The organism is Chryseobacterium sp. C2(2020) (assembly GCF_014218915.1).
Lineage (GTDB): Bacteria > Bacteroidota > Bacteroidia > Flavobacteriales > Weeksellaceae > Chryseobacterium > Chryseobacterium mucoviscidosis.
Window position 1 is genome coordinate 1 of sequence record NZ_JACLCT010000022.1, and the last position, 17,545, is coordinate 17,545.

18 protein-coding genes are annotated in these 17,545 nt (G+C 35.6%); all 18 read right to left on the minus strand.

The genetic code is table 11. From position 1 onward, the window contains the following. Window positions 1-132 precede the first annotated feature (132 nt). The 18 genes from H6W52_RS13140 to H6W52_RS13225 all read right to left on the minus strand — a co-directional run bounded on the left by H6W52_RS13140 (window position 133) and on the right by H6W52_RS13225 (window position 17,412). Complete coding sequence (locus tag H6W52_RS13140; protein ID WP_116096367.1) at window positions 133-747, minus strand: hypothetical protein; 615 nt, start codon at window positions 745-747, stop codon at window positions 133-135. A 9-nt stretch (window positions 748-756) separates the two neighbouring features. Next, window positions 757-1,413, minus strand: coding sequence for a hypothetical protein (locus H6W52_RS13145; protein WP_116096365.1), 657 nt, complete (start codon window positions 1,411-1,413; stop codon window positions 757-759). A 5-nt stretch (window positions 1,414-1,418) separates the two neighbouring features. Next, window positions 1,419-2,153, minus strand: a complete 735-nt coding sequence (locus H6W52_RS13150; RefSeq protein ID WP_116096363.1) for a protein phosphatase 2C domain-containing protein — start codon at window positions 2,151-2,153, stop codon at window positions 1,419-1,421. Between the two features lie 36 nt (window positions 2,154-2,189). Beyond that, on the minus strand, window positions 2,190-2,585 hold the full coding sequence (locus tag H6W52_RS13155) for an immunity 22 family protein (RefSeq protein WP_116096361.1): 396 nt from the start codon (window positions 2,583-2,585) through the stop codon (window positions 2,190-2,192). 49 nt (window positions 2,586-2,634) lie between these two features. After that, window positions 2,635-3,384 carry a DUF6000 family protein gene (locus tag H6W52_RS13160; protein ID WP_116096359.1) on the minus strand — a complete coding sequence of 250 codons (750 nt, stop codon included), beginning with the start codon at window positions 3,382-3,384 and terminating at the stop codon, window positions 2,635-2,637. 20 nt (window positions 3,385-3,404) lie between these two features. Continuing rightward, window positions 3,405-3,848, minus strand: coding sequence for a hypothetical protein (locus H6W52_RS13165; RefSeq protein ID WP_185216747.1), 444 nt, complete (start codon window positions 3,846-3,848; stop codon window positions 3,405-3,407). A 246-nt stretch (window positions 3,849-4,094) separates the two neighbouring features. Further along, window positions 4,095-4,502, minus strand: coding sequence for a hypothetical protein (locus H6W52_RS13170; RefSeq protein ID WP_116096355.1), 408 nt, complete (start codon window positions 4,500-4,502; stop codon window positions 4,095-4,097). Window positions 4,503-4,606: 104 nt separating this feature from the next. Then, window positions 4,607-5,275, minus strand: a complete 669-nt coding sequence (locus tag H6W52_RS13175; protein WP_116096353.1) for a hypothetical protein — start codon at window positions 5,273-5,275, stop codon at window positions 4,607-4,609. Between the two features lies 1 nt (window position 5,276). Further along, complete coding sequence (locus H6W52_RS13180; protein ID WP_116096351.1) at window positions 5,277-5,750, minus strand: hypothetical protein; 474 nt, start codon at window positions 5,748-5,750, stop codon at window positions 5,277-5,279. 17 nt (window positions 5,751-5,767) lie between these two features. Then, window positions 5,768-6,406, minus strand: a complete 639-nt coding sequence (locus tag H6W52_RS13185; protein WP_116096349.1) for a zeta toxin family protein — start codon at window positions 6,404-6,406, stop codon at window positions 5,768-5,770. Beyond that, window positions 6,406-6,651, minus strand: coding sequence for a hypothetical protein (locus H6W52_RS13190; RefSeq protein ID WP_116096347.1), 246 nt, complete (start codon window positions 6,649-6,651; stop codon window positions 6,406-6,408). Before H6W52_RS13190 ends, H6W52_RS13185 begins: the two co-directional genes overlap by 1 nt. Window positions 6,652-6,670: 19 nt before the next feature. Continuing rightward, window positions 6,671-8,386 carry an ATP-binding protein gene (locus H6W52_RS13195; RefSeq protein ID WP_185216749.1) on the minus strand — a complete coding sequence of 572 codons (1,716 nt, stop codon included), beginning with the start codon at window positions 8,384-8,386 and terminating at the stop codon, window positions 6,671-6,673. Between the two features lie 6 nt (window positions 8,387-8,392). Further along, window positions 8,393-9,505, minus strand: a complete 1,113-nt coding sequence (locus tag H6W52_RS13200) for a histidine kinase (RefSeq protein WP_087706811.1) — start codon at window positions 9,503-9,505, stop codon at window positions 8,393-8,395. A gap of 115 nt (window positions 9,506-9,620) precedes the next feature. After that, complete coding sequence (locus tag H6W52_RS13205; RefSeq protein ID WP_116096345.1) at window positions 9,621-10,706, minus strand: porin; 1,086 nt, start codon at window positions 10,704-10,706, stop codon at window positions 9,621-9,623. Window positions 10,707-10,717: 11 nt separating this feature from the next. Further along, on the minus strand, window positions 10,718-11,266 hold the full coding sequence (kdpC, locus tag H6W52_RS13210; protein ID WP_116096343.1) for a K(+)-transporting ATPase subunit C: 549 nt from the start codon (window positions 11,264-11,266) through the stop codon (window positions 10,718-10,720). Window positions 11,267-11,360: 94 nt separating this feature from the next. Beyond that, complete coding sequence (gene kdpB, locus H6W52_RS13215) at window positions 11,361-13,400, minus strand: potassium-transporting ATPase subunit KdpB (protein WP_116096341.1); 2,040 nt, start codon at window positions 13,398-13,400, stop codon at window positions 11,361-11,363. Window positions 13,401-13,706: 306 nt separating this feature from the next. Then, complete coding sequence (kdpA, locus tag H6W52_RS13220) at window positions 13,707-15,401, minus strand: potassium-transporting ATPase subunit KdpA (RefSeq protein ID WP_116096339.1); 1,695 nt, start codon at window positions 15,399-15,401, stop codon at window positions 13,707-13,709. 685 nt (window positions 15,402-16,086) lie between these two features. Next, on the minus strand, window positions 16,087-17,412 hold the full coding sequence (locus H6W52_RS13225; RefSeq protein ID WP_116096337.1) for a sigma-54-dependent transcriptional regulator: 1,326 nt from the start codon (window positions 17,410-17,412) through the stop codon (window positions 16,087-16,089). Window positions 17,413-17,545: the final 133 nt, after the last annotated feature.

Consider the following 17,545-nt stretch of genomic DNA (forward strand, 5'->3'; position numbering starts at 1 on the left):
AATTTTTTGAGCTTTGAGGGCTCAAAATTTTTCAGAATAACTTTTCTACTTACACAGTTAGTAGGACACTACCAATTACACATAAAATTTTTGTGTCTTTATTTTAACAAACAATGTTTTATTGGATAAAATTTACCGTAGTTTTTCGATTTCATTCTTCATTTTACTTTCCCAGCCTTTTCCATTCCTTTTTTCTAAATACGGCTTTACTGTTTCGATATATTTTTCCTGAGCTTTAGTATCAATTTCGTCTATAATGCAACCTGTATTTTGGTTTCGGACTCCATATTTTTGTTGAATGCTGTCAATTTTTACATCCATTTTACGGTCATTGTTTGGTAATTCAAATCCTCCGGTAAATCTAAAAGTAACCTGATCATTTTTAATATCTTCTTTTGCCTGTTGAATGTATTCATTTTCACTTTTCGTAATCACTTTTCGGGTATTAAAGAAAGTGCTTAAATTATAATAACCTATCCATAAAAGCATTATTCCGCACAAAATGGTGAAAGTCAGAAGAAATCTGTTTTTAGGGCTTAAATTCTTAATTCTGACATGGCTTATCAACCATGAAATAAGAACAAAAAAAGCAATAATAAAAAGAAGGTAATGAGGCTGACTTTCCGAAATAACGGTCAGGAAATCAAACTTCATCGGATAAAGGATAAGATAATTTCCTAAAGTATGAACGACGATAAGCAGGAATAAAACAGCTATAGTAATACGAAGTAACTTTTTAGAAATCATCTTATTAAGTTATGATAAAGCAAATGTAAGGAAAGCGGTAAACATAATTCCGCTGATCAGTAAGATAAAAATGGCTGATTTTTTTATATCGTCCAGTGTTCTACCTTCTTTTAAAATCAGTTTTCGGAAATCTCCTGAAATTAAGGTGAGTAAAGCTGTGGTAAAAAGTAATCCCAATGCTGTACAGACTCCCGTACCAAAAGGTTTTCCCTCTTTATTCCCCCAAAAAAACGGAATAAAATCATACAAAAAAAGCGGATACCAAATTATTGTAAAAATGATTTTCACAAAAGGTTTTAATGGAAATCCGCCCTGTTTTTGCTGCTGAACGATCGTTAAATCTTTTTCGGTTGAAGGAAAATTAGTTTTCTCCAAAAATCCGGTCTTTTTAATTTCGCTGATTACAAATTTAGGATCTGTCATTGTCCAGAACACAACGTGCTGATTGTAGTTTTCAACTCTGTGCAGAATTTTGATACCTTTTCCAATGAAGGGAACCGAAGAATAGTGTTTTATCGAAATAATATCCTGCGGCTGAAAGATAAGATTTCCTACCAGTGAGGCATTTATTTTCAGGGTATTTTCGTCTACGTATAAATTTGCAAAAGGGTAGGTTGCATTGGCTCTGCCGATTCTGGCACCGCCTGTAAGGGTGAATGTTTTCATTTGTGTTATTTTATAATTCTTATGATGGCAAGATCATCAGTTGGTTTCATCCCGTAATGATGTTCCAGTTTTTTTAATTTCAGAGAAAGCATTTCTTCAGATTCAACATTGCTTTTATCATAGAGAAGATAGTCTGCCGTATTGATTTTTTCGCTGTGATCTGTCTTTTTAATAGGGATGAAAGATGAAATTCCATCTGTAGCAATAGAAACATCTTCAAGCTTACTGAATCGTATTTTCTGCGTCTGATTAAAGTAAAATTCTTCGAAATTTTCTTTTAAATGATACGCAAGATAATGCGGTTTGTTGTCCCTTTCAAATTCTGTGGCTTTTCCATTTACGGAAATAAAACCATCTCCGATGCACATGATAATTCCTTCGTCTTTTTTGGTGTCGTAAAGAAGAATAATCAATGTCGTAAGAAGTTCTTTTTCATCAAGCAGTAAATAATTTTTGACGGTTGTAATTTCTTTAAACAGCTCTTGTAAAACAGCTTTTAAATCTTCTTCAGGATCAGAATTTTTCTCTGTTTCGTATAATTCTTTATAACCTTTTTCAATGCATATTTTACGCAGGATCTTCCCAAATAGTGCAGAAGCAAACTGACTTTCCATAGCAGTTGAACATCCATCCATTACAGCACAAAGAATCTTATTGCTCCCTATTTTCTTTGTGATGAGAAAATCTTCGCAATGATTAATGTGGTAATCGCCAATCTGAAGAACAGAATAAATGTTCATTAATAATTTGAAAAAGGTTATAAGTTTTTAAATATTTTACGCAGAATATTCAATTCCTCCGATGTAAACCAAAGAGAAAAAATCTGTTTCTACGGAAGTCGGTTTCGGAATCTGTTTATTCAGGAAAATAATGGAATTGATATCAAAATCAAGATTCAGTCCGTTGAGCCTGTTGATTAAAATTGGGAGCCACTGTTCGGCAAAAGAATAATCTGCAAATTTTTCGTAAATGGTTCCGTTTCCGTTTTCATAGCCGTATTCTACAAAATCGTGATCCAGCCAAATCGTATCCTGAGATTCTGCAAATTTTGAAATAAAAACATCATCAGAATCTTCTTCAAGATAAAAGTTTTCATCTTCTTCCACAAATTCATAAAAATCTTCCTCGCTTTTGAAATTTCCTACCCAAAAGTCTAATGTGTCTGTAGTCATTTGCTTTTATAATTTTAAACGTAATAAAGATCAAAGGTAAAACATTATTCTAAGTGAAGAAATCTTTTAAGCGATTTAAAAAGTCAATTTGTTCTGCTATTCGCTTTGTGTTTAATTCTGGATTGATAATGATATGATTAAGACTGTTTAAGAATTTTTGTGATCTGTGTGCTCCTTCCTGCTCCTCAATAATTTTTGCAATCTGGATATTTCTGACTTTGGAAATTTCTCCTCTGTTTTCAAGCATTGTATTCCATTGCTTAATATGTTTTGAAAGATTATTCGTATTGTTAACCATATCGAGATAAGCAATAGCTTCAAGAACGCTTTCCTGATCGAAGTAGAGTTCAGGTTTTTGAAGATAATAATCTAAATAGGTATTAAGATATTCAATAGTCTTTGGAGTATTATAGTAAGCCAGAACCATAGCATAAAGATCTCCTGCATAGCAAACTTCACTTTTAAGTAAATGAATACCAATAATATCTATTTGATCTTCATAGTTTTTCAATGCAGAAAGATAAGCTCCGATAGTTCTTGTTCGCCAATTGAAATCGCCCAAAAGAGTCAGCGTAACTTCTTCTGTAATTTCGTCCTTAAATTGTTTAAGATATTCCACCCATTCATTATCATTTGTATTCCTGATTTTCATGTACAAAGGAATCACCCATTTATTAATAAATTCCTGGGTTAGCTCAAAATCATTTTTATGTGTTTCCAAATGATTAAAAATAGAAGCGTGTCTTACCGTTGCTCCTGCAGAATGTAAGTTTATTTCATTTTGTAGATCGTTATCCATTGTTATAATGATTTAAATTTTTAGAAATAATCAATTGATAAAATAAGCATACTTAAAAAATAGTATAATATTGTTGAGCTCAGAACTAAAATACCAAATATAACATTGAAAGTAAAATAGCCACGAATAATCGGAATGTTTTCCAAGAGACTGTTGATCCCGAAAAGCATTAAGAGATATCCGGGAACAGCAAAGTTAATCATCACCAGAAACAAGCAGTTTTCCAAACCTTTATATTCAAAGAAATGTGGAGTAACAATAATGATATACAAACTTGCCAAAATGGTAATCATGAAAAGTACCGTTAAATATATTTTCAGCTTCATCTGCTTATTTTCCCTCCTGAAAAAGAGGAAATAGTGGACATTTGAAATTGCCAGTAAAGCGGTAAAAAAGATTAAAGTTTCCGGCATATTGAAAGGGGTATCAGTATTTAATTCAAGTGTGTAATTATTATTAGTCAAGTTTCTGAAAGTCTGATTGTAGCTTTTCGGAAATCAAATTCTCATGAATTAAATACTTTTTCATCATTTTCAAGAATCTCTTTGACTTTTTGAGAAATTCCTTTTCAAAATGCTCTTCACCGGTTTCTTTAAGATTAAAATATGCGCGATGAATGAAACGTCCTGAACCTTCATAATTTTTACTTGTAAATAAAGTTCCTACTAAAGAAAGGTAAGAAACAAAATTATACTGAAGGTGATTTCTTTTCAGATAATCTGTTGGAAGATTGGCGAATACATGTGAAAACTCTTTAATAATATCAATTCCGCCAATTTGTTTTCTCTTTCTATTACAAAATAATCGTCTGTGATTTCTCCTTCAAAATCGGCTTCTAAAACATAGTAACCTACAGGATCCCAATAACTAGCTTCAACATCCGCTGAATCGTAAAAAATTATTTTGGTATTAATGGTACTTGTATAAAAATGATGGTGAATATTAAATTGATGTCCTCCAAAAAAGATCTTCATTTCCTCTTTCTTGTAACCTTTAAGAAAATCAGGGTCATTTTCATTTTCTATATGAAATAATTTTTCAAAGCTATCGAATGCTTTTTCTTTAAGATGGTGCTTTTTACAAATTTCGACTAACTGTAAAGCAATATTATTTTTCATCTCTTGTATTAACAGTTAAAAATAATTATTTTTCTGATTTTATGATATTAGTAATAATTCCGGCGGAAGCGAAGCTTCCGCCGGAATTATTACAGTTTTTATATTTAGTCATCAATTCCATAAATTAAGATCTTATCAATTTCAGGAATATTCAAGTTTTCTTTTTTATTAATTCTGATGAGCTGCTCAGCAAAATATTGAAGTTCTTTTTTTACATTTTTAATTGCTGTTCTTAATGATTCTTTATCTACTTCAATCTGATCCTCCGAAAAAGGATAAGCATAACTTTCCTGAGGCATAGAATGTAAAAAATCGAAAATGATCTTATGTTCCTGTATTTTAACTTTCGGAGAGGGATGTCCTGTATAAAAACAATGATTCCCTTCGTCGGAAACAAGATCTTCCCATTCAGTAATGTGTTTAAGCCTTCCACAACATTGTGGAAAATAGGTGTCAACATCATTAATCTTTAAAATGTAACCGCCGTCCATAGAACACACCAAATCATCAATTCCGCGATTTTCTTCAGTCTGCTGTATTTCAATTTCTCTGTAAATGATTTTCAACAGATCTGCATCAGAAATTTCACTTATTCTGTAAAAAGAAGAACTTTTAAAATAAGCTTTGAAACTTTCGGAAAAACCCGCCTTTGCGTTAACAGAAATTTTATATTTTTCCCACTCATCCGTAAATTCCAAATAGGAACCGGAAGGCATTTCCAGATCCTCATCGTAATTTGAAACTTCTATAACAGGTATAAGTTCTATTTTCATATTAATAAAATCTGCGGCTTTTGCCTTCTAATGTTTTTTCTAAAATGGAAAGCTGTTCTGGATTAAGATTTTTCAAAGTTATTTTTTTCGATCCGAGTATGTGGTCGGGATAATAGACCAATACGGCATTCTTCTCATCAATTTTATATTCTCTTAAAAGAATAGGATGTCGTGTATTTTTTCTGTTTTTATTTGAAAATAAAAGATTGATAACCTGTAAAGGGATGAAGCTGAAACTTAAAGCGAACAGAAAGATAGAATTTTCATTGATGAAAAGAGTAAAAGTACATAATTCCAATCTGTTCTTATTTCCACTGTCCGTAAATATTGTACCGTTTATATTTTTTATTTCAATAGAATCTGAATTTTTACAGGTTGTAAGAACTTTCTTTTTTTCAATAAAATAGTAAATGGTTTTTCCGATAGCAAATAAGCAAAATCCGATTACAAAAACCAGAAAAAAAATATTATTCATTTTAAAAGAAATTACAATCACTCAAAACTTTTATTTTCGGTTAATAGCGAAATATTGGGAAGATATTCTGTAAACCAATCAGGTAATTGTGATGAACTGATACATGATGAAATATTTCCGTTTTCAATTTTAGCTAAAGGGATGTGTTCAATTCCGGAGGTATCGTAAATCTCAACAGAATCGAAAATTTTAAAGTAAATATCAAGTTTCTCTAAATTACCATAAAAATTGGTAGCCAATGTGAAAGGATCAACATGATGTCCTCCTTCTTTTGTTCTGTAAAGTACCCTCAGCTCAGATAAATCGGTGTTGGTAAGTCCAAAAAAAATTAAATGGATTTTATAGCCTGCATTTTTAAACTTTTGTGGGATCGACCATGTTTCGTGATTGGTAAAATGCCCCTCATAAGCAAAATCTAAGCTGTTGCCTAAAGATGTTTCTACGAGCTTATCAAAAGTATCTTCAACAATTTTCGCAGCTAATTTTGTACATTCTTTTGATGATCGGATTCCTTTTTTCCAAAATTCACTTTTCTTCACCATTAATAATTTGTCACCGTCAAAAATAGAATCACTTAGAGCGGCAGGAACATAATGAGGACCGAGTGATGATTTTCCTGCTCCGTTAGAGCCTGTTATAATATATAATTCAGGCATTAAAAATCTGAAAAATTTAATCTTTTTCGTAAATGATGAGCTTCGGATTTAGTTAATTCCCGAATAACAGAAAAATCTTTTTTATTCTCCTGAATAACAACAAGCTTTATACTTCCATCGGGATATTCCAAATAGCATTCATTTGGATTAACCTCTTTTGTATTAATCATAAAAGGCTGTCCGTTATGCAATTTTTGATTGCGAAGCTGTCGCACAATATTAGGAAATATCTTTGTTGATTTCATAATCAAATATACAAAAAAATTAAACCATCGGCAACACAAAATAAAAAGTACTTCCCTGATTTAAAGAACTTTTAACTCCGATTTCTCCGTTTTGTTTCTCAATGAAATTTTTAGAAATTGCAAGTCCTAAACCGGTTCCGTTCTGATGTTCTCCCGGAACCTGAAAATAGCGGTCGAAAATCTGTCGCTGGTATTTCTCTTCAATCCCTTTTCCGGTATCGGTAATGCTGAATTTAATTCCCGAATGTTCTTTTTCAACCAAAATCAGGATATTTTCGTCCTGAAAAGAATGTTTAATCGCATTGCTCAGGAAATTATTCATGACCCATACTGTTTTATCAAAATCAGCCAAAACAAAGTCCTTTTCATCCGTCAGAAACTGCGTCTGTATCGAAATGTTTTTCTGTTCTGCCAGTTTTTCCACATTTTTTACAGCAGTCTGTACCATTTCTTTTGGAGCGCAGCTTTCGATATTCAGGCGGATATTTCCGGTTTCCACCTGGGATAAATTCAGCAGTTCTCCCGTAATATCAAGCAGTCTTTGTCCGTCTTCATTAATGCTTTTTAATAACTCTTTCTGCTGATCATTCAGTTCCCCGAATTTTTGATTTTCCAAAAGCTGAACGCCCATTTTTATGGCAGAAATAGGAGTTTTTAATTCATGGGAAATAGTTGCAATAAAGTTGGTTTTTGCAAAATCCAGTTCTTTGAAAGGAGTTATGTTTCTCAGCAGAATAACCTTTCCGATATATTTTTTTTCCTTTTCTCCCGTTTTTGTAATATTGATCGGGATTACATCCTGCTCAAAATAATTTTCTTTATTATCGGTTACAATTTTAATAGGATCTTTCTGCGGATGATTGATGTTTTTCAGAAGTTCCCTTATGAGATCATTGTTTACAGCCACTTCATGAACCGTTTTCCCGATAATTTCATCTTTATTGAGATTCGTGATTTTAAGAGCCTCATCATTAATCATATAAATAAAATGATTTTCGTCCAGACCGATTACAGCATCGTGCATATTATTCACCAGTGTTTCAATCCGTTTTTTATCCATAAGCTGTTCAGACAAAGTACTGCTTTCATATTCCTGAAGTTTTTCTGCCATGATGTTGAAAGAATTGGCAAGATCGTTAAATTCTTCACTTCCCCTGAAATGAACCCTTTCGTTATAATTTTTATTCGCGATCTGACGGATGCTGAACGTAAGCTGACTGATGGGTTCCGCAATCGTCTGAGGAAGATTAAAAACAAGCGTGATCGCAATTAAAAAGCAGATGGTTCCGAGACAGGCGATCCAGAACGTTGCATTTTTTGCTGTAATGATGGCAATATCGCTTTTTCGCTCAATTCCTTTCATATTGAGCGACATGATTTTCACCAGATCTTCACGAATCAGCTTTTCCTTTTCCGGTGAAGGATCATGGATGTAGCTGTTGAAATGAAGATTAAGATTCTGGGTAGCTTCCTTCTCTCCGAATTCCGTTAAATTTCTTTCCTGAAGAAGATTATTTTTCTTAAAATCTTTAATGGCAACGGCGCTGTCGGTTTTCATTTTATCCAGTGCGAGAAGCATATTCTGGGAAAATTCCAGACTGTTGTAATTGGCGATAAGAATTTTTTCTGTGTCAGATTTCAGTTTATTGATGTAAAAAGACCCGATAACCGATAGCAGAACAATCAGCACAAATAAAAGACCTACTCCGAGGGTGAGTTTCGTTTTTAGTTTCATTGCATTCTAAGATAAAATAATAATGTCGATCTGTCTTTCATTCAGTCGGTTCATTAACGTGTAGATCCAGCTATAGCCGAAAATTCTCTGCAAAAGATGAGCGTGCGGTTTTCCGATGCATACGGTGGTGATGTTATGCGCAATCACATAGTCCAGAATCCCTTTATGAATACTGCTTTCCTTCTGCCGGATCACTTTGGCTCCCAATTCCTGAGCTAAATTAAAATTATTAATCAGAAATCGCTGCTTGTTCAGTGCAATTTTTTCAGGATTCTCTGAAGGTTTCTGGATGTAAAGAACGGTCCACGGACTGTTGTAATAACTTGCCAGTCTTGCCGTTTTCCGGATGATATTTTTGGCTATTTTCTCGTTGCTGCTGATGCACGCCAGAAATTTTATGGGTTTAAAATTTTCAGTTTTGATCTCCGTTTCTACCTTTCTTTCAACATGGGTTGCCACTTCTTTTAAAGCCAGTTCCCGAAGCTGCAAAATATGTCCGCTCTGAAAAAAATTGCTTAAAGCCGTTTGGATTTTCTCTTTTTTGTAAATTTTTCCTTCTTTCAGGCGCGTAAGAAGTTCGTCGGCGGTTAAATCGATGTTCACAACCTCATCCGCCAAAGCCAGAATTTTATCGGGAACCCGTTCCGAGACTTCTATTCCGGTGATCTTTTTTACTTCTTCATTCAGGCTTTCAATATGCTGAATATTCATCGCACTGATGACGTTGATTCCATTATCCAGAATTTCCAGAACATCCTGCCATCTTTTTTTATTTTTGGAACCTTCAATGTTTGTGTGAGCCAGTTCGTCCACCAAAACAACTTCGGGATGGGTATTAATAATAGTCTGAAGATCCATTTCTTCCAGATTTTTACCTTTATAAAAAGAAGACCGTCTCGGTATTTCTGGGATTCCGTCTGTTAAAGCGACAGTTTCTTCTCTTCCGTGGGTTTCGATGTAGCCGATTTTTACATCAATTCCGTTTCGCAAAAGAGCATGCGCTTCCTGAAGCATACGGAAGGTTTTTCCTACTCCTGCGCTCATTCCGATGTAGATTTTAAATTTCCCTTTTCTGGATTTCTGGATGAGTTCTAAAAAATCTTTTGCTGAAGAAGACATGGCTTTTATTGTTTTAATTTTATTTTAAAGGATTATCATCGTTATCAAAGTCATTACAAACCTCACAGGTTTTTAAAACCTGTGAGGTTTCCTGCTTTAGACTTAATAATTTCTCTTAAAACCAGGCAGCTAAACTGGTGGTGATGAAAAAATTTCCCTGTCTTAAATTGTCATTTTTTACAAAAATGGCATCTTTAGAAGTAAATCCTCTGGCTTCTGTACGGAAAACCACATTTTTCAGGATCTGATAATCGACATTCAGAGAATATCCGAAAGTCTGAAATCCATTAGGCGTTTCTGTAGCGATGATAACCCCGTTTTTGTCGCTGAAATATTCCACACGTCCCGCAAGACTCCATTGATCATCAAGCTGATACTTCATCAATACGTTTGGAGAATACCAAAGGTTGTAGCTTTCACTTCCTTTTTCTTTCTGTTCGGCTCCGACATCAAAACCTAACGTCGTTGAGAAATGATCCGTCAACTGAAAATTTCCGTACAGATCATGGAAGTAACGCATTCTTTTATCATCTTGCGGTTTATCGTTTCCTATAAACGAACTGCTGTTCAGTGTAATCTTATCATTGGGTTTAAAAGTAATCTGATGCCCGAAAGAAAGACTTTTATTTCCTTCAGCTTTTGCAATTCTCTGCCATCCGTTTAAAACAAGACCGCTCAGAAACCATTTTCCATTATCCGAAGTGTAAGAAACTTTGGCTCCGGTCTCGAAATAGGGAGAATTTTCTGCCGCGAGACTTCTGGTAAGATTAACGTTATCTTTCCCGATTGCGCTTTCCCAGCCAATGTGCGACGGCATAATTCCTGCATCAATCCACAGATTTTTTGTTTTGGAAATTTTAATTCCGATATTCGCTTCATTTACATATTTCAGAGCGTCCTGTTCCGCAGCCAGATTATCCTGTGCATAAGTTCCCGCCATCAGAGCGAGATTGGCGCGCATCCTGTCGTTTTCATAGTTGGCTTTAATGAATCCTAAATTGAGGTTAACTTCATTGTGCCTGTTGTAGCTGTACAAAAAGTTCTGGCGGTTTCCTCCGGAAGGTTCATTGAAATCATAGGTGTAAAAAAGTTCAGCATAAGCAGAGATTTTCAGCTTGGCATCGGTTTTTGCAGAGTCTGTGTTTTGTGCCTTTGGTAAGAAAAATCCTGCAAGTAAGAATGCCGCAATATATTTTTTCATAAAATTTTACTTTATTTAAGCTGATCCAGAGCAATGTTAAGTTTCAATACATTTACTTTTGACGGACCGAAAATAGATGTTTCTGTTTGATTTTTGATAAGTTGTTCCAGTTTTTCTGAACTGATATTTCTGTTTATTGCCACTCTTTTAACCTGATAAAAAGCGCCTTCCGGAGAAATGTCCGGATCAAGTCCGCTTCCGCTTGCCGTTACCAGTTCTACAGGCACTTTTGCATTCTGCATTTCGGGATTCATCATTTTTAAAGTGTCAATTCTTTTCTGTACGGTCTGAAGATATTCCTCATTGCTTGGTCCTTTATTACTTCCCGCACTTCCTGCCGCATTGTAATCTACCGCAGAAGGACGACCGTGAAAATATTTCGGAGACGTAAAATTCTGTCCGATATTGGCGTAAAATTTCTGTCCTTTAAAATTAATAATTTCTGCATTTCCCTGAGTCGGTAAAACTTTAGAACCTGCGTAAACAATTCCTAAATATATTCCGACAATTACAAGCATTACCAATGTAAGTCTGGATGCTGATAAAATATGATTTTTCATTTGAATTAAATTTTTGAGTTGAGTAGAAGGAAGATTGAAGAAGAGTGACGGAAGTTAAAATATTACGTTCCATTTCCAGCTTCAAACTTCCAGTCTAATAAAAAAGACTTATAACTAAATCGATGAGCTTTATTCCGAAAAATGGGGCAATAATTCCGCCCAGTCCGTAGATTAAGAGATTTCTTCTCAATAACGCGCTGGCTCCGATTGGTTTGTAAGCAACACCTTTCAAAGCTAAAGGAATAAGGATCGGGATGATGATGGCGTTAAAAATAATCGCAGATAAAATCGCAGATTCTGGGCTGTGGAGATTCATAATATTCAGCTTTTGAAGCGCCGGAATAAACGTGATGAACAATGCCGGAATAATCGCAAAATACTTAGCAACATCATTCGCAATACTGAAAGTCGTTAACGTTCCGCGTGTCATCAGTAACTGTTTCCCGATTTCCACGATTTCAATAAGTTTCGTAGGATCATTATCTAGATCCACCATATTTCCTGCTTCTTTCGCTGCCTGTGTTCCGCTGTTCATTGCTACGCCCACATCGGCTTGTGCAAGTGCGGGAGCATCGTTGGTTCCGTCTCCCATCATAGCAACCAATTTTCCTTCCTGCTGTTCTTTTTTAATGTAGTTCATCTTATCTTCCGGTTTCGCTTCGGCGATAAAATCGTCAACTCCGGCTTTTTCAGCGATAAATTTTGCCGTTAAAGGGTTATCTCCGGTTACCATTACGGTTTTCACGCCCATTTTTCTTAATCTCTGAAAACGCTCCTGAATTCCGGTCTTGATGATGTCCTGAAGCTCGATAACACCCCAGACTTTTTCATTAACAGAAACAACCAAAGGAGTTCCTCCGTTTTCGGAAATTCTGGTAACGGCTTCCTGTGTTTCGGAAGGGAAAATATTTCCCGCTTTTTCTGTCAGTTTTTTAATGGTGTCATAAGCTCCTTTTCGGATTCTTGTGTTTTCAAAATCGATTCCTGAAGTTCGGGTTTCAGCCGTAAAATCGATATAAACCGGATTGGGAACAAGTAAATCTTCGGATTTTAACTGGCTTAATTCGATGATCGATTTTCCTTCAGGTGTTTCATCCGCAACGGAACTCAGTGCCGAAGCTTTGATGAATTCATCAAGCTGAATTCCATTTGAAGGATGAAATTGGGTTGCTTTACGGTTTCCGATGGTAATGGTTCCTGTTTTATCCAGAAGCAGTACATCAATATCTCCCGCAGTTTCAACGGCTTTACCACTTTTGGTGATCACGTTGGCTCTCAAAGCTCTGTCCATTCCCGCGATTCCGATTGCAGAAAGCAGACCGCCAATCGTTGTGGGAATCAAACAAACGAAAAGTGAGATAAATGCCGCAATGGTAATCGGTGTCTGCGCGTAGTCTGCAAAAGGTTTCAGGGTAACGGTTACGATAATAAAGGTAAGCGTAAAACCTGCTAAAAGTATGGTTAATGCGATTTCGTTGGGTGTTTTCTGTCGGGAAGCACCTTCCACAAGAGCAATCATTTTATCTAAGAAAGATTCTCCGGGTTTGGTGGTTACTTTTACTTTTATTCTGTCGGAAAGGACTTTTGTACCGCCTGTTACGGAACTTTTGTCTCCTCCTGCTTCACGGATAACGGGTGCGCTTTCTCCGGTGATGGCAGATTCGTCGATGGTTGCAAGACCTTCGATAATTTCTCCGTCCATCGGAATCTGATCTCCGGCTTCGCAAAGGAAAATATCGCCCATTTTCATTTCGGCAGATTTTTTCATTACGGTTTCTACCTGAAATCCCTGTTTGTTGCTTACGACAACTTTTGCAGGAGTTTCCTCACGGGTTTTTCGTAAAGTATCCGCTTGCGCTTTTCCTCTCGCTTCGGCAATGGCTTCGGCAAAATTGGCGAATAAAACCGTAAAAAATAAGATGATGAATACTAAAAAATTATAGCTGAAACTGCCTTGAGACTTGTCTCCGGTAAGGCTGAACAGGCTTACAATAAGCATGACAACCGTTCCGATCTCTACGAGAAACATGACAGGATTTTTAAACATGATTTTCGGATTCAGTTTTACGAAAGACTGTTTGATGGCTTCGTTTACCAAATCTTTTTGAAACAATGTCTGAGATTGATTTTTCATTTTGTTTTGAAAGTGTTATATCATTGGAAACCAAAATCAACCATTAAAGCAAATTAATATTAAAGAATAAAAATGGATAATATTAGTTGGGTATGGATGAAAATTGAGACTAGTTTTCTTTATATAATCTGCTTAATGGTTTGAATTGATTTTGAATTAAATTTTTCTTTTTTGAAGCATTAAGATTTATGTAAGGAATGAAGTTTAATTAAGAAAATATGTTTTGAATATTTAAAACTTAATAATTTGACTGACTTAATCTTCTTAACTTCTTAAATTCCTTTAACGGTTCAAATTAATTTTTAATTATTTAGAAAAATACTGAAGCTGTTCTGCAATCGGACCCAAAGTAAGGGCAGGGAAGAAGGACAGCGCTGCGATCAGAAGAATAACGGCTAATGTCATAAATCCGAAAGTGGCAGTATCTGTCTTCAGCGTTCCCGAGCTCTCAGGAATGTATTTTTTCTGTGCCAGTAATCCTGCGATTGCTACCGGACCGATAATCGGGATAAATCTTGATAATAAAAGCACAATTCCTGTGGAAATGTTCCACCACGGAGTATTGTCTCCCAAACCTTCAAAACCGGAACCGTTGTTTGCAGATGATGAGGTAAATTCGTACAGCATTTCACTAAAGCCGTGGAAACCGGGATTATTCAGCGTTTTGGCTCCGAATTCAGGCAGATAAGCTGTTAGAGCTGTTCCTACCAAGATCAGAAAAGGATGGAATAAAGCCACAATCATCGCGATCTTCATTTCTTTAGCTTCAATTTTTTTGCCTAAAAATTCAGGCGTTCTTCCCACCATTAATCCGCTGATGAATACGGCAAGAATAATGAAAATGAAATAGTTGAGAATTCCGACTCCGCATCCTCCGTAGAAACAGTTGATCATCATGGCAAGAAGTTCATTCATTCCCGAAAGCGGCATCGTACTGTCATGCATCGCGTTTACAGATCCTGTTGAAATAACGGTTGTAGCAATGCTCCAGTACGCTGAAGCAGCACTTCCGAAACGTATTTCTTTACCTTCCATCGCTCCAAGATTAGAATCAGCTCCCATTTGGGTAATCAGAGGATTCCCATTGGTTTCGTTAATAACATTTGGAATGGTTAAAGCCAGAAAACCAATCGTCATGACGGCAAAAATCGTCCATGAAAGTTTTCTTTTCTTCAGATAAAATCCTAAAGCAAAAACCAGTGCAAAAGGAATAATCATCTGAACAATCATTTCCGTCATATTGGTCGTGTAGTTCGGGTTTTCTAACGGATGCGCCGAGTTAGCTCCGAAAAATCCGCCTCCGTTTGTTCCCAGATGTTTGATGGCAACAAAAGCGGCAACCGGACCTCGCGAAACATCCATTTTGGCTCCTTCCAGAGTGGTAATATGGTCTTTTCCTTCGAAAGTCATCGGACTTCCGTTGGATGAAAGGATGAAAGCAACCACAATGCTTAAAGGCAATAAAATACGGATCACAGATTTGGTGAAGAAATCGTAAAAATTCCCCAGTTCTGTTGTCGTTTTATCTCTGAAAGCTTTGAATAGAACTGCCATTGCAGCCATTCCTGTCGCAGCAGAGACAAACTGTAAGAACATTAAATACAACTGACTGAAATAGCTGACTCCCGTTTCTCCAGAATAGTGCTGCAAATTACAGTTGACTAAAAAAGAGATAGCGGTATTGAAGGCTAAATCCGGCGACATATCCGGATTTCCGTCCGGATTCAAAGGAAGCCAAGATTGATTCAGCAGAATAAAAAAGGCAAGAATAAACCATACAAAATTGATGGTCAACATCGCAAACATATTCTGTTTCCAGGTCATTTGACGGTTCGGATTGATGCCTGAGATTTTATAGATCAGATTTTCAGCGGGCTGAAAAATTTTGTCTAAAAAGGTTTTTTTGTAGCCGTATACATTAGCAATATATTTTCCGAGAAAAATACCAATCACTAAGGTAATCGTGAACATGGCAATAATGCCTAAAATTTCTGTGTTCATTATTTTTGGTTAAAATTTTTCAGGTTTTATTAATACATAGCAGATGTACACAAAGGCGATAACGGATAGGAAAAATAAACTCCACATAATTTTTATATTTTATCAAAAAATTCAACGGATTTGTAAGAGATCCAGAATAATAAGGCGCTGAGAAGAATTAAAACTATCAACATCATACGGCAGCAATTAAGGTTAATAAAGTAAATACTACGTAAGATACCATCAGCAGACTCAGTTTTGAGCGCTCCCGTTCTCTGAACGTTTTTCTTGAAATTGTCATTTTATAAATATTTTATTCAGACTGACAATGCCAAAAGAAGTTCCATTGTTGTTTAGATTAATTTAATTAATTGAAAATGAGCGTTTTGTTTATATTTCATCATGTGCCAAAATACAGAAAAGCCTATCAAAATGATAGGCTCGTTATTAAAATGATAGGTTTTATTTTTTTAACCAATTAAGTTCTTTCTTAAAAAAAAAAGACTAAAACTATGTTCCTTTATATTTTTGAAGGCATTTTTTAGCTTAAAGCGAAGCTTCTCTTATATAATCTTAACTTCTAAACTGAAAACTTAATGGTTTAATTCTCAATGTATTTAAAATTAGTTATAATTAAATGATAATCAATTGTTTATTGTTTTAAATAGAATACTCCAGTATCTACAGCGTAGATTTTAATTAACATTTATCTCAAATGATATTCTTCCAGTTTGCGGTATAAGGTAGCAATCCCGATTTCCAGTAATCTCGCTGCTTCTGCCTTGTTTCCTTTGGTGTATTGAAGCACTTTCTGAATGTGCTCCTTTTCCAGAGATTTCATGCTGAAAGAATCGTTTTCAGAAGAAACTTTTTCAGAATAACGCGGAAGACTTTCTGCATCAAGGATATGATTGTTCATTAGGATTAAACTCCTTTCGACGGTATTTCGCAGTTCCCGTATGTTTCCTTTCCAGTCGTTTTTTTCCAATGTTTTATAGTATTCCGGAGAGATTTCAATATTGGAGATATGAAGTTTTTGAGAAAAAACATTCACAAAATTTTTAGCCAGAGCTTTCAGATCCTCTTTTCTCTCGCGAAGCGACGGAAGCCTGATTTCAAAGATATTCAGCCGGAAATAAAGATCCTCACGGAAGTTTCCCTGCTTTATTTCTTCCTCCAGATCACGGTTTGTCGCGGCAATCAGCCGGAAATCCGATCTGGCAACCTTCGTTTCTCCCATTTTGATAAATTCTTTGGTTTCCAGTACGCGAAGCAGTTTTGCCTGAAGCTCAATCGGCATTTCTCCGATTTCATCCAGAAATAAAGTTCCGCCATTGGCTTCTTCCACCAGTCCTTTTTTATCTTTTACTGCTCCGGTGAAAGCACCGGCTTTATGCCCGAAAAGTTCGCTTTCCAGAATTTCTTTGCTGAAAGCCGAACAGTTGATGGCGACAAAATTATTTTTCTTTCTGTCGCTGCTTTCATGAATGGCATTCGCAAAAACTTCCTTTCCGGTTCCTGTTTCACCCGTCAGAAGAACGGTTGCATCGGTTAACGCTACTTTTTCAGCCAGTTTTTTTGCCTGAATAATGGAAGGCGAATTTCCGATAATTGTTTCAAAACCTTTTGAAGAAGAACTCTTCTGAATGATTTTCGATTTGTTATCTTTCGCTTTTTCCAGAGATTTATAAACCAGCGGAATAATTTTATCATTATCATCACCTTTCACCAAATAATCGTAGGCGCCGTTTTTCATTGCCTGAACTGCGTCCGTAATATTTCCGAAAGCCGTCATCAGAATAATTTCCAGATGAGGATATTTGGTTTTGATGGATTTTACTAAATCTACTCCGAAAGCATCGGGAAGCCTTACGTCACTCAGCACGACATCAAATTCATACTGTTCGAGCATCGTCATCGCAGAACGTGCGGTGGAAGCTTCTTTTACGTTAAAATTTTCTTGGGAAAGGATCATTCCTAATAGTTTCAGGAGCTTGATCTCGTCATCGATGATGAGGATGTTTCCTTGCATGGTGTTGTAATTTGGAAAACTGATGCAAACTTAAATATAAAATGCGAATCTTAATCATAGATTTTAATATTTATAAAATGGAAGGATTCTTTTTTGATTGCTTACATTTGTATTCATTCTATTTTTAAGGGTG

What these genes read in the sequence shown, in the direction of transcription:
- H6W52_RS13155 (WP_116096361.1), bottom strand. Translation starts at nt 2,585, where the DNA reads ATGACTACAGACACATTAGACTTTTGGGTAGGAAATTTCAAAAGCGAG.
- H6W52_RS13190 (WP_116096347.1), bottom strand. Translation starts at nt 6,651, where the DNA reads ATGAAATCAACAAAGATATTTCCTAATATTGTGCGACAGCTTCGCAAT.
- kdpB (WP_116096341.1), bottom strand. Translation starts at nt 13,400, where the DNA reads ATGAAAAATCAATCTCAGACATTGTTTCAAAAAGATTTGGTAAACGAA.
- H6W52_RS13200 (WP_087706811.1), bottom strand. Translation starts at nt 9,505, where the DNA reads ATGTCTTCTTCAGCAAAAGATTTTTTAGAACTCATCCAGAAATCCAGA.
- H6W52_RS13160 (WP_116096359.1), bottom strand. Translation starts at nt 3,384, where the DNA reads ATGGATAACGATCTACAAAATGAAATAAACTTACATTCTGCAGGAGCA.
- H6W52_RS13175 (WP_116096353.1), bottom strand. Translation starts at nt 5,275, where the DNA reads ATGAAAATAGAACTTATACCTGTTATAGAAGTTTCAAATTACGATGAG.
- H6W52_RS13145 (WP_116096365.1), bottom strand. Translation starts at nt 1,413, where the DNA reads ATGAAAACATTCACCCTTACAGGCGGTGCCAGAATCGGCAGAGCCAAT.
- H6W52_RS13205 (WP_116096345.1), bottom strand. Translation starts at nt 10,706, where the DNA reads ATGAAAAAATATATTGCGGCATTCTTACTTGCAGGATTTTTCTTACCA.
- H6W52_RS13180 (WP_116096351.1), bottom strand. Translation starts at nt 5,750, where the DNA reads ATGAATAATATTTTTTTTCTGGTTTTTGTAATCGGATTTTGCTTATTT.
- H6W52_RS13195 (WP_185216749.1), bottom strand. Translation starts at nt 8,386, where the DNA reads ATGAAACTAAAAACGAAACTCACCCTCGGAGTAGGTCTTTTATTTGTG.
- H6W52_RS13225 (WP_116096337.1), bottom strand. Translation starts at nt 17,412, where the DNA reads ATGCAAGGAAACATCCTCATCATCGATGACGAGATCAAGCTCCTGAAA.
- kdpA (WP_116096339.1), bottom strand. Translation starts at nt 15,401, where the DNA reads ATGAACACAGAAATTTTAGGCATTATTGCCATGTTCACGATTACCTTA.
- kdpC (WP_116096343.1), bottom strand. Translation starts at nt 11,266, where the DNA reads ATGAAAAATCATATTTTATCAGCATCCAGACTTACATTGGTAATGCTT.
- H6W52_RS13170 (WP_116096355.1), bottom strand. Translation starts at nt 4,502, where the DNA reads ATGAAAAATAATATTGCTTTACAGTTAGTCGAAATTTGTAAAAAGCAC.
- H6W52_RS13150 (WP_116096363.1), bottom strand. Translation starts at nt 2,153, where the DNA reads ATGAACATTTATTCTGTTCTTCAGATTGGCGATTACCACATTAATCAT.
- H6W52_RS13140 (WP_116096367.1), bottom strand. Translation starts at nt 747, where the DNA reads ATGATTTCTAAAAAGTTACTTCGTATTACTATAGCTGTTTTATTCCTG.
- H6W52_RS13185 (WP_116096349.1), bottom strand. Translation starts at nt 6,406, where the DNA reads ATGCCTGAATTATATATTATAACAGGCTCTAACGGAGCAGGAAAATCA.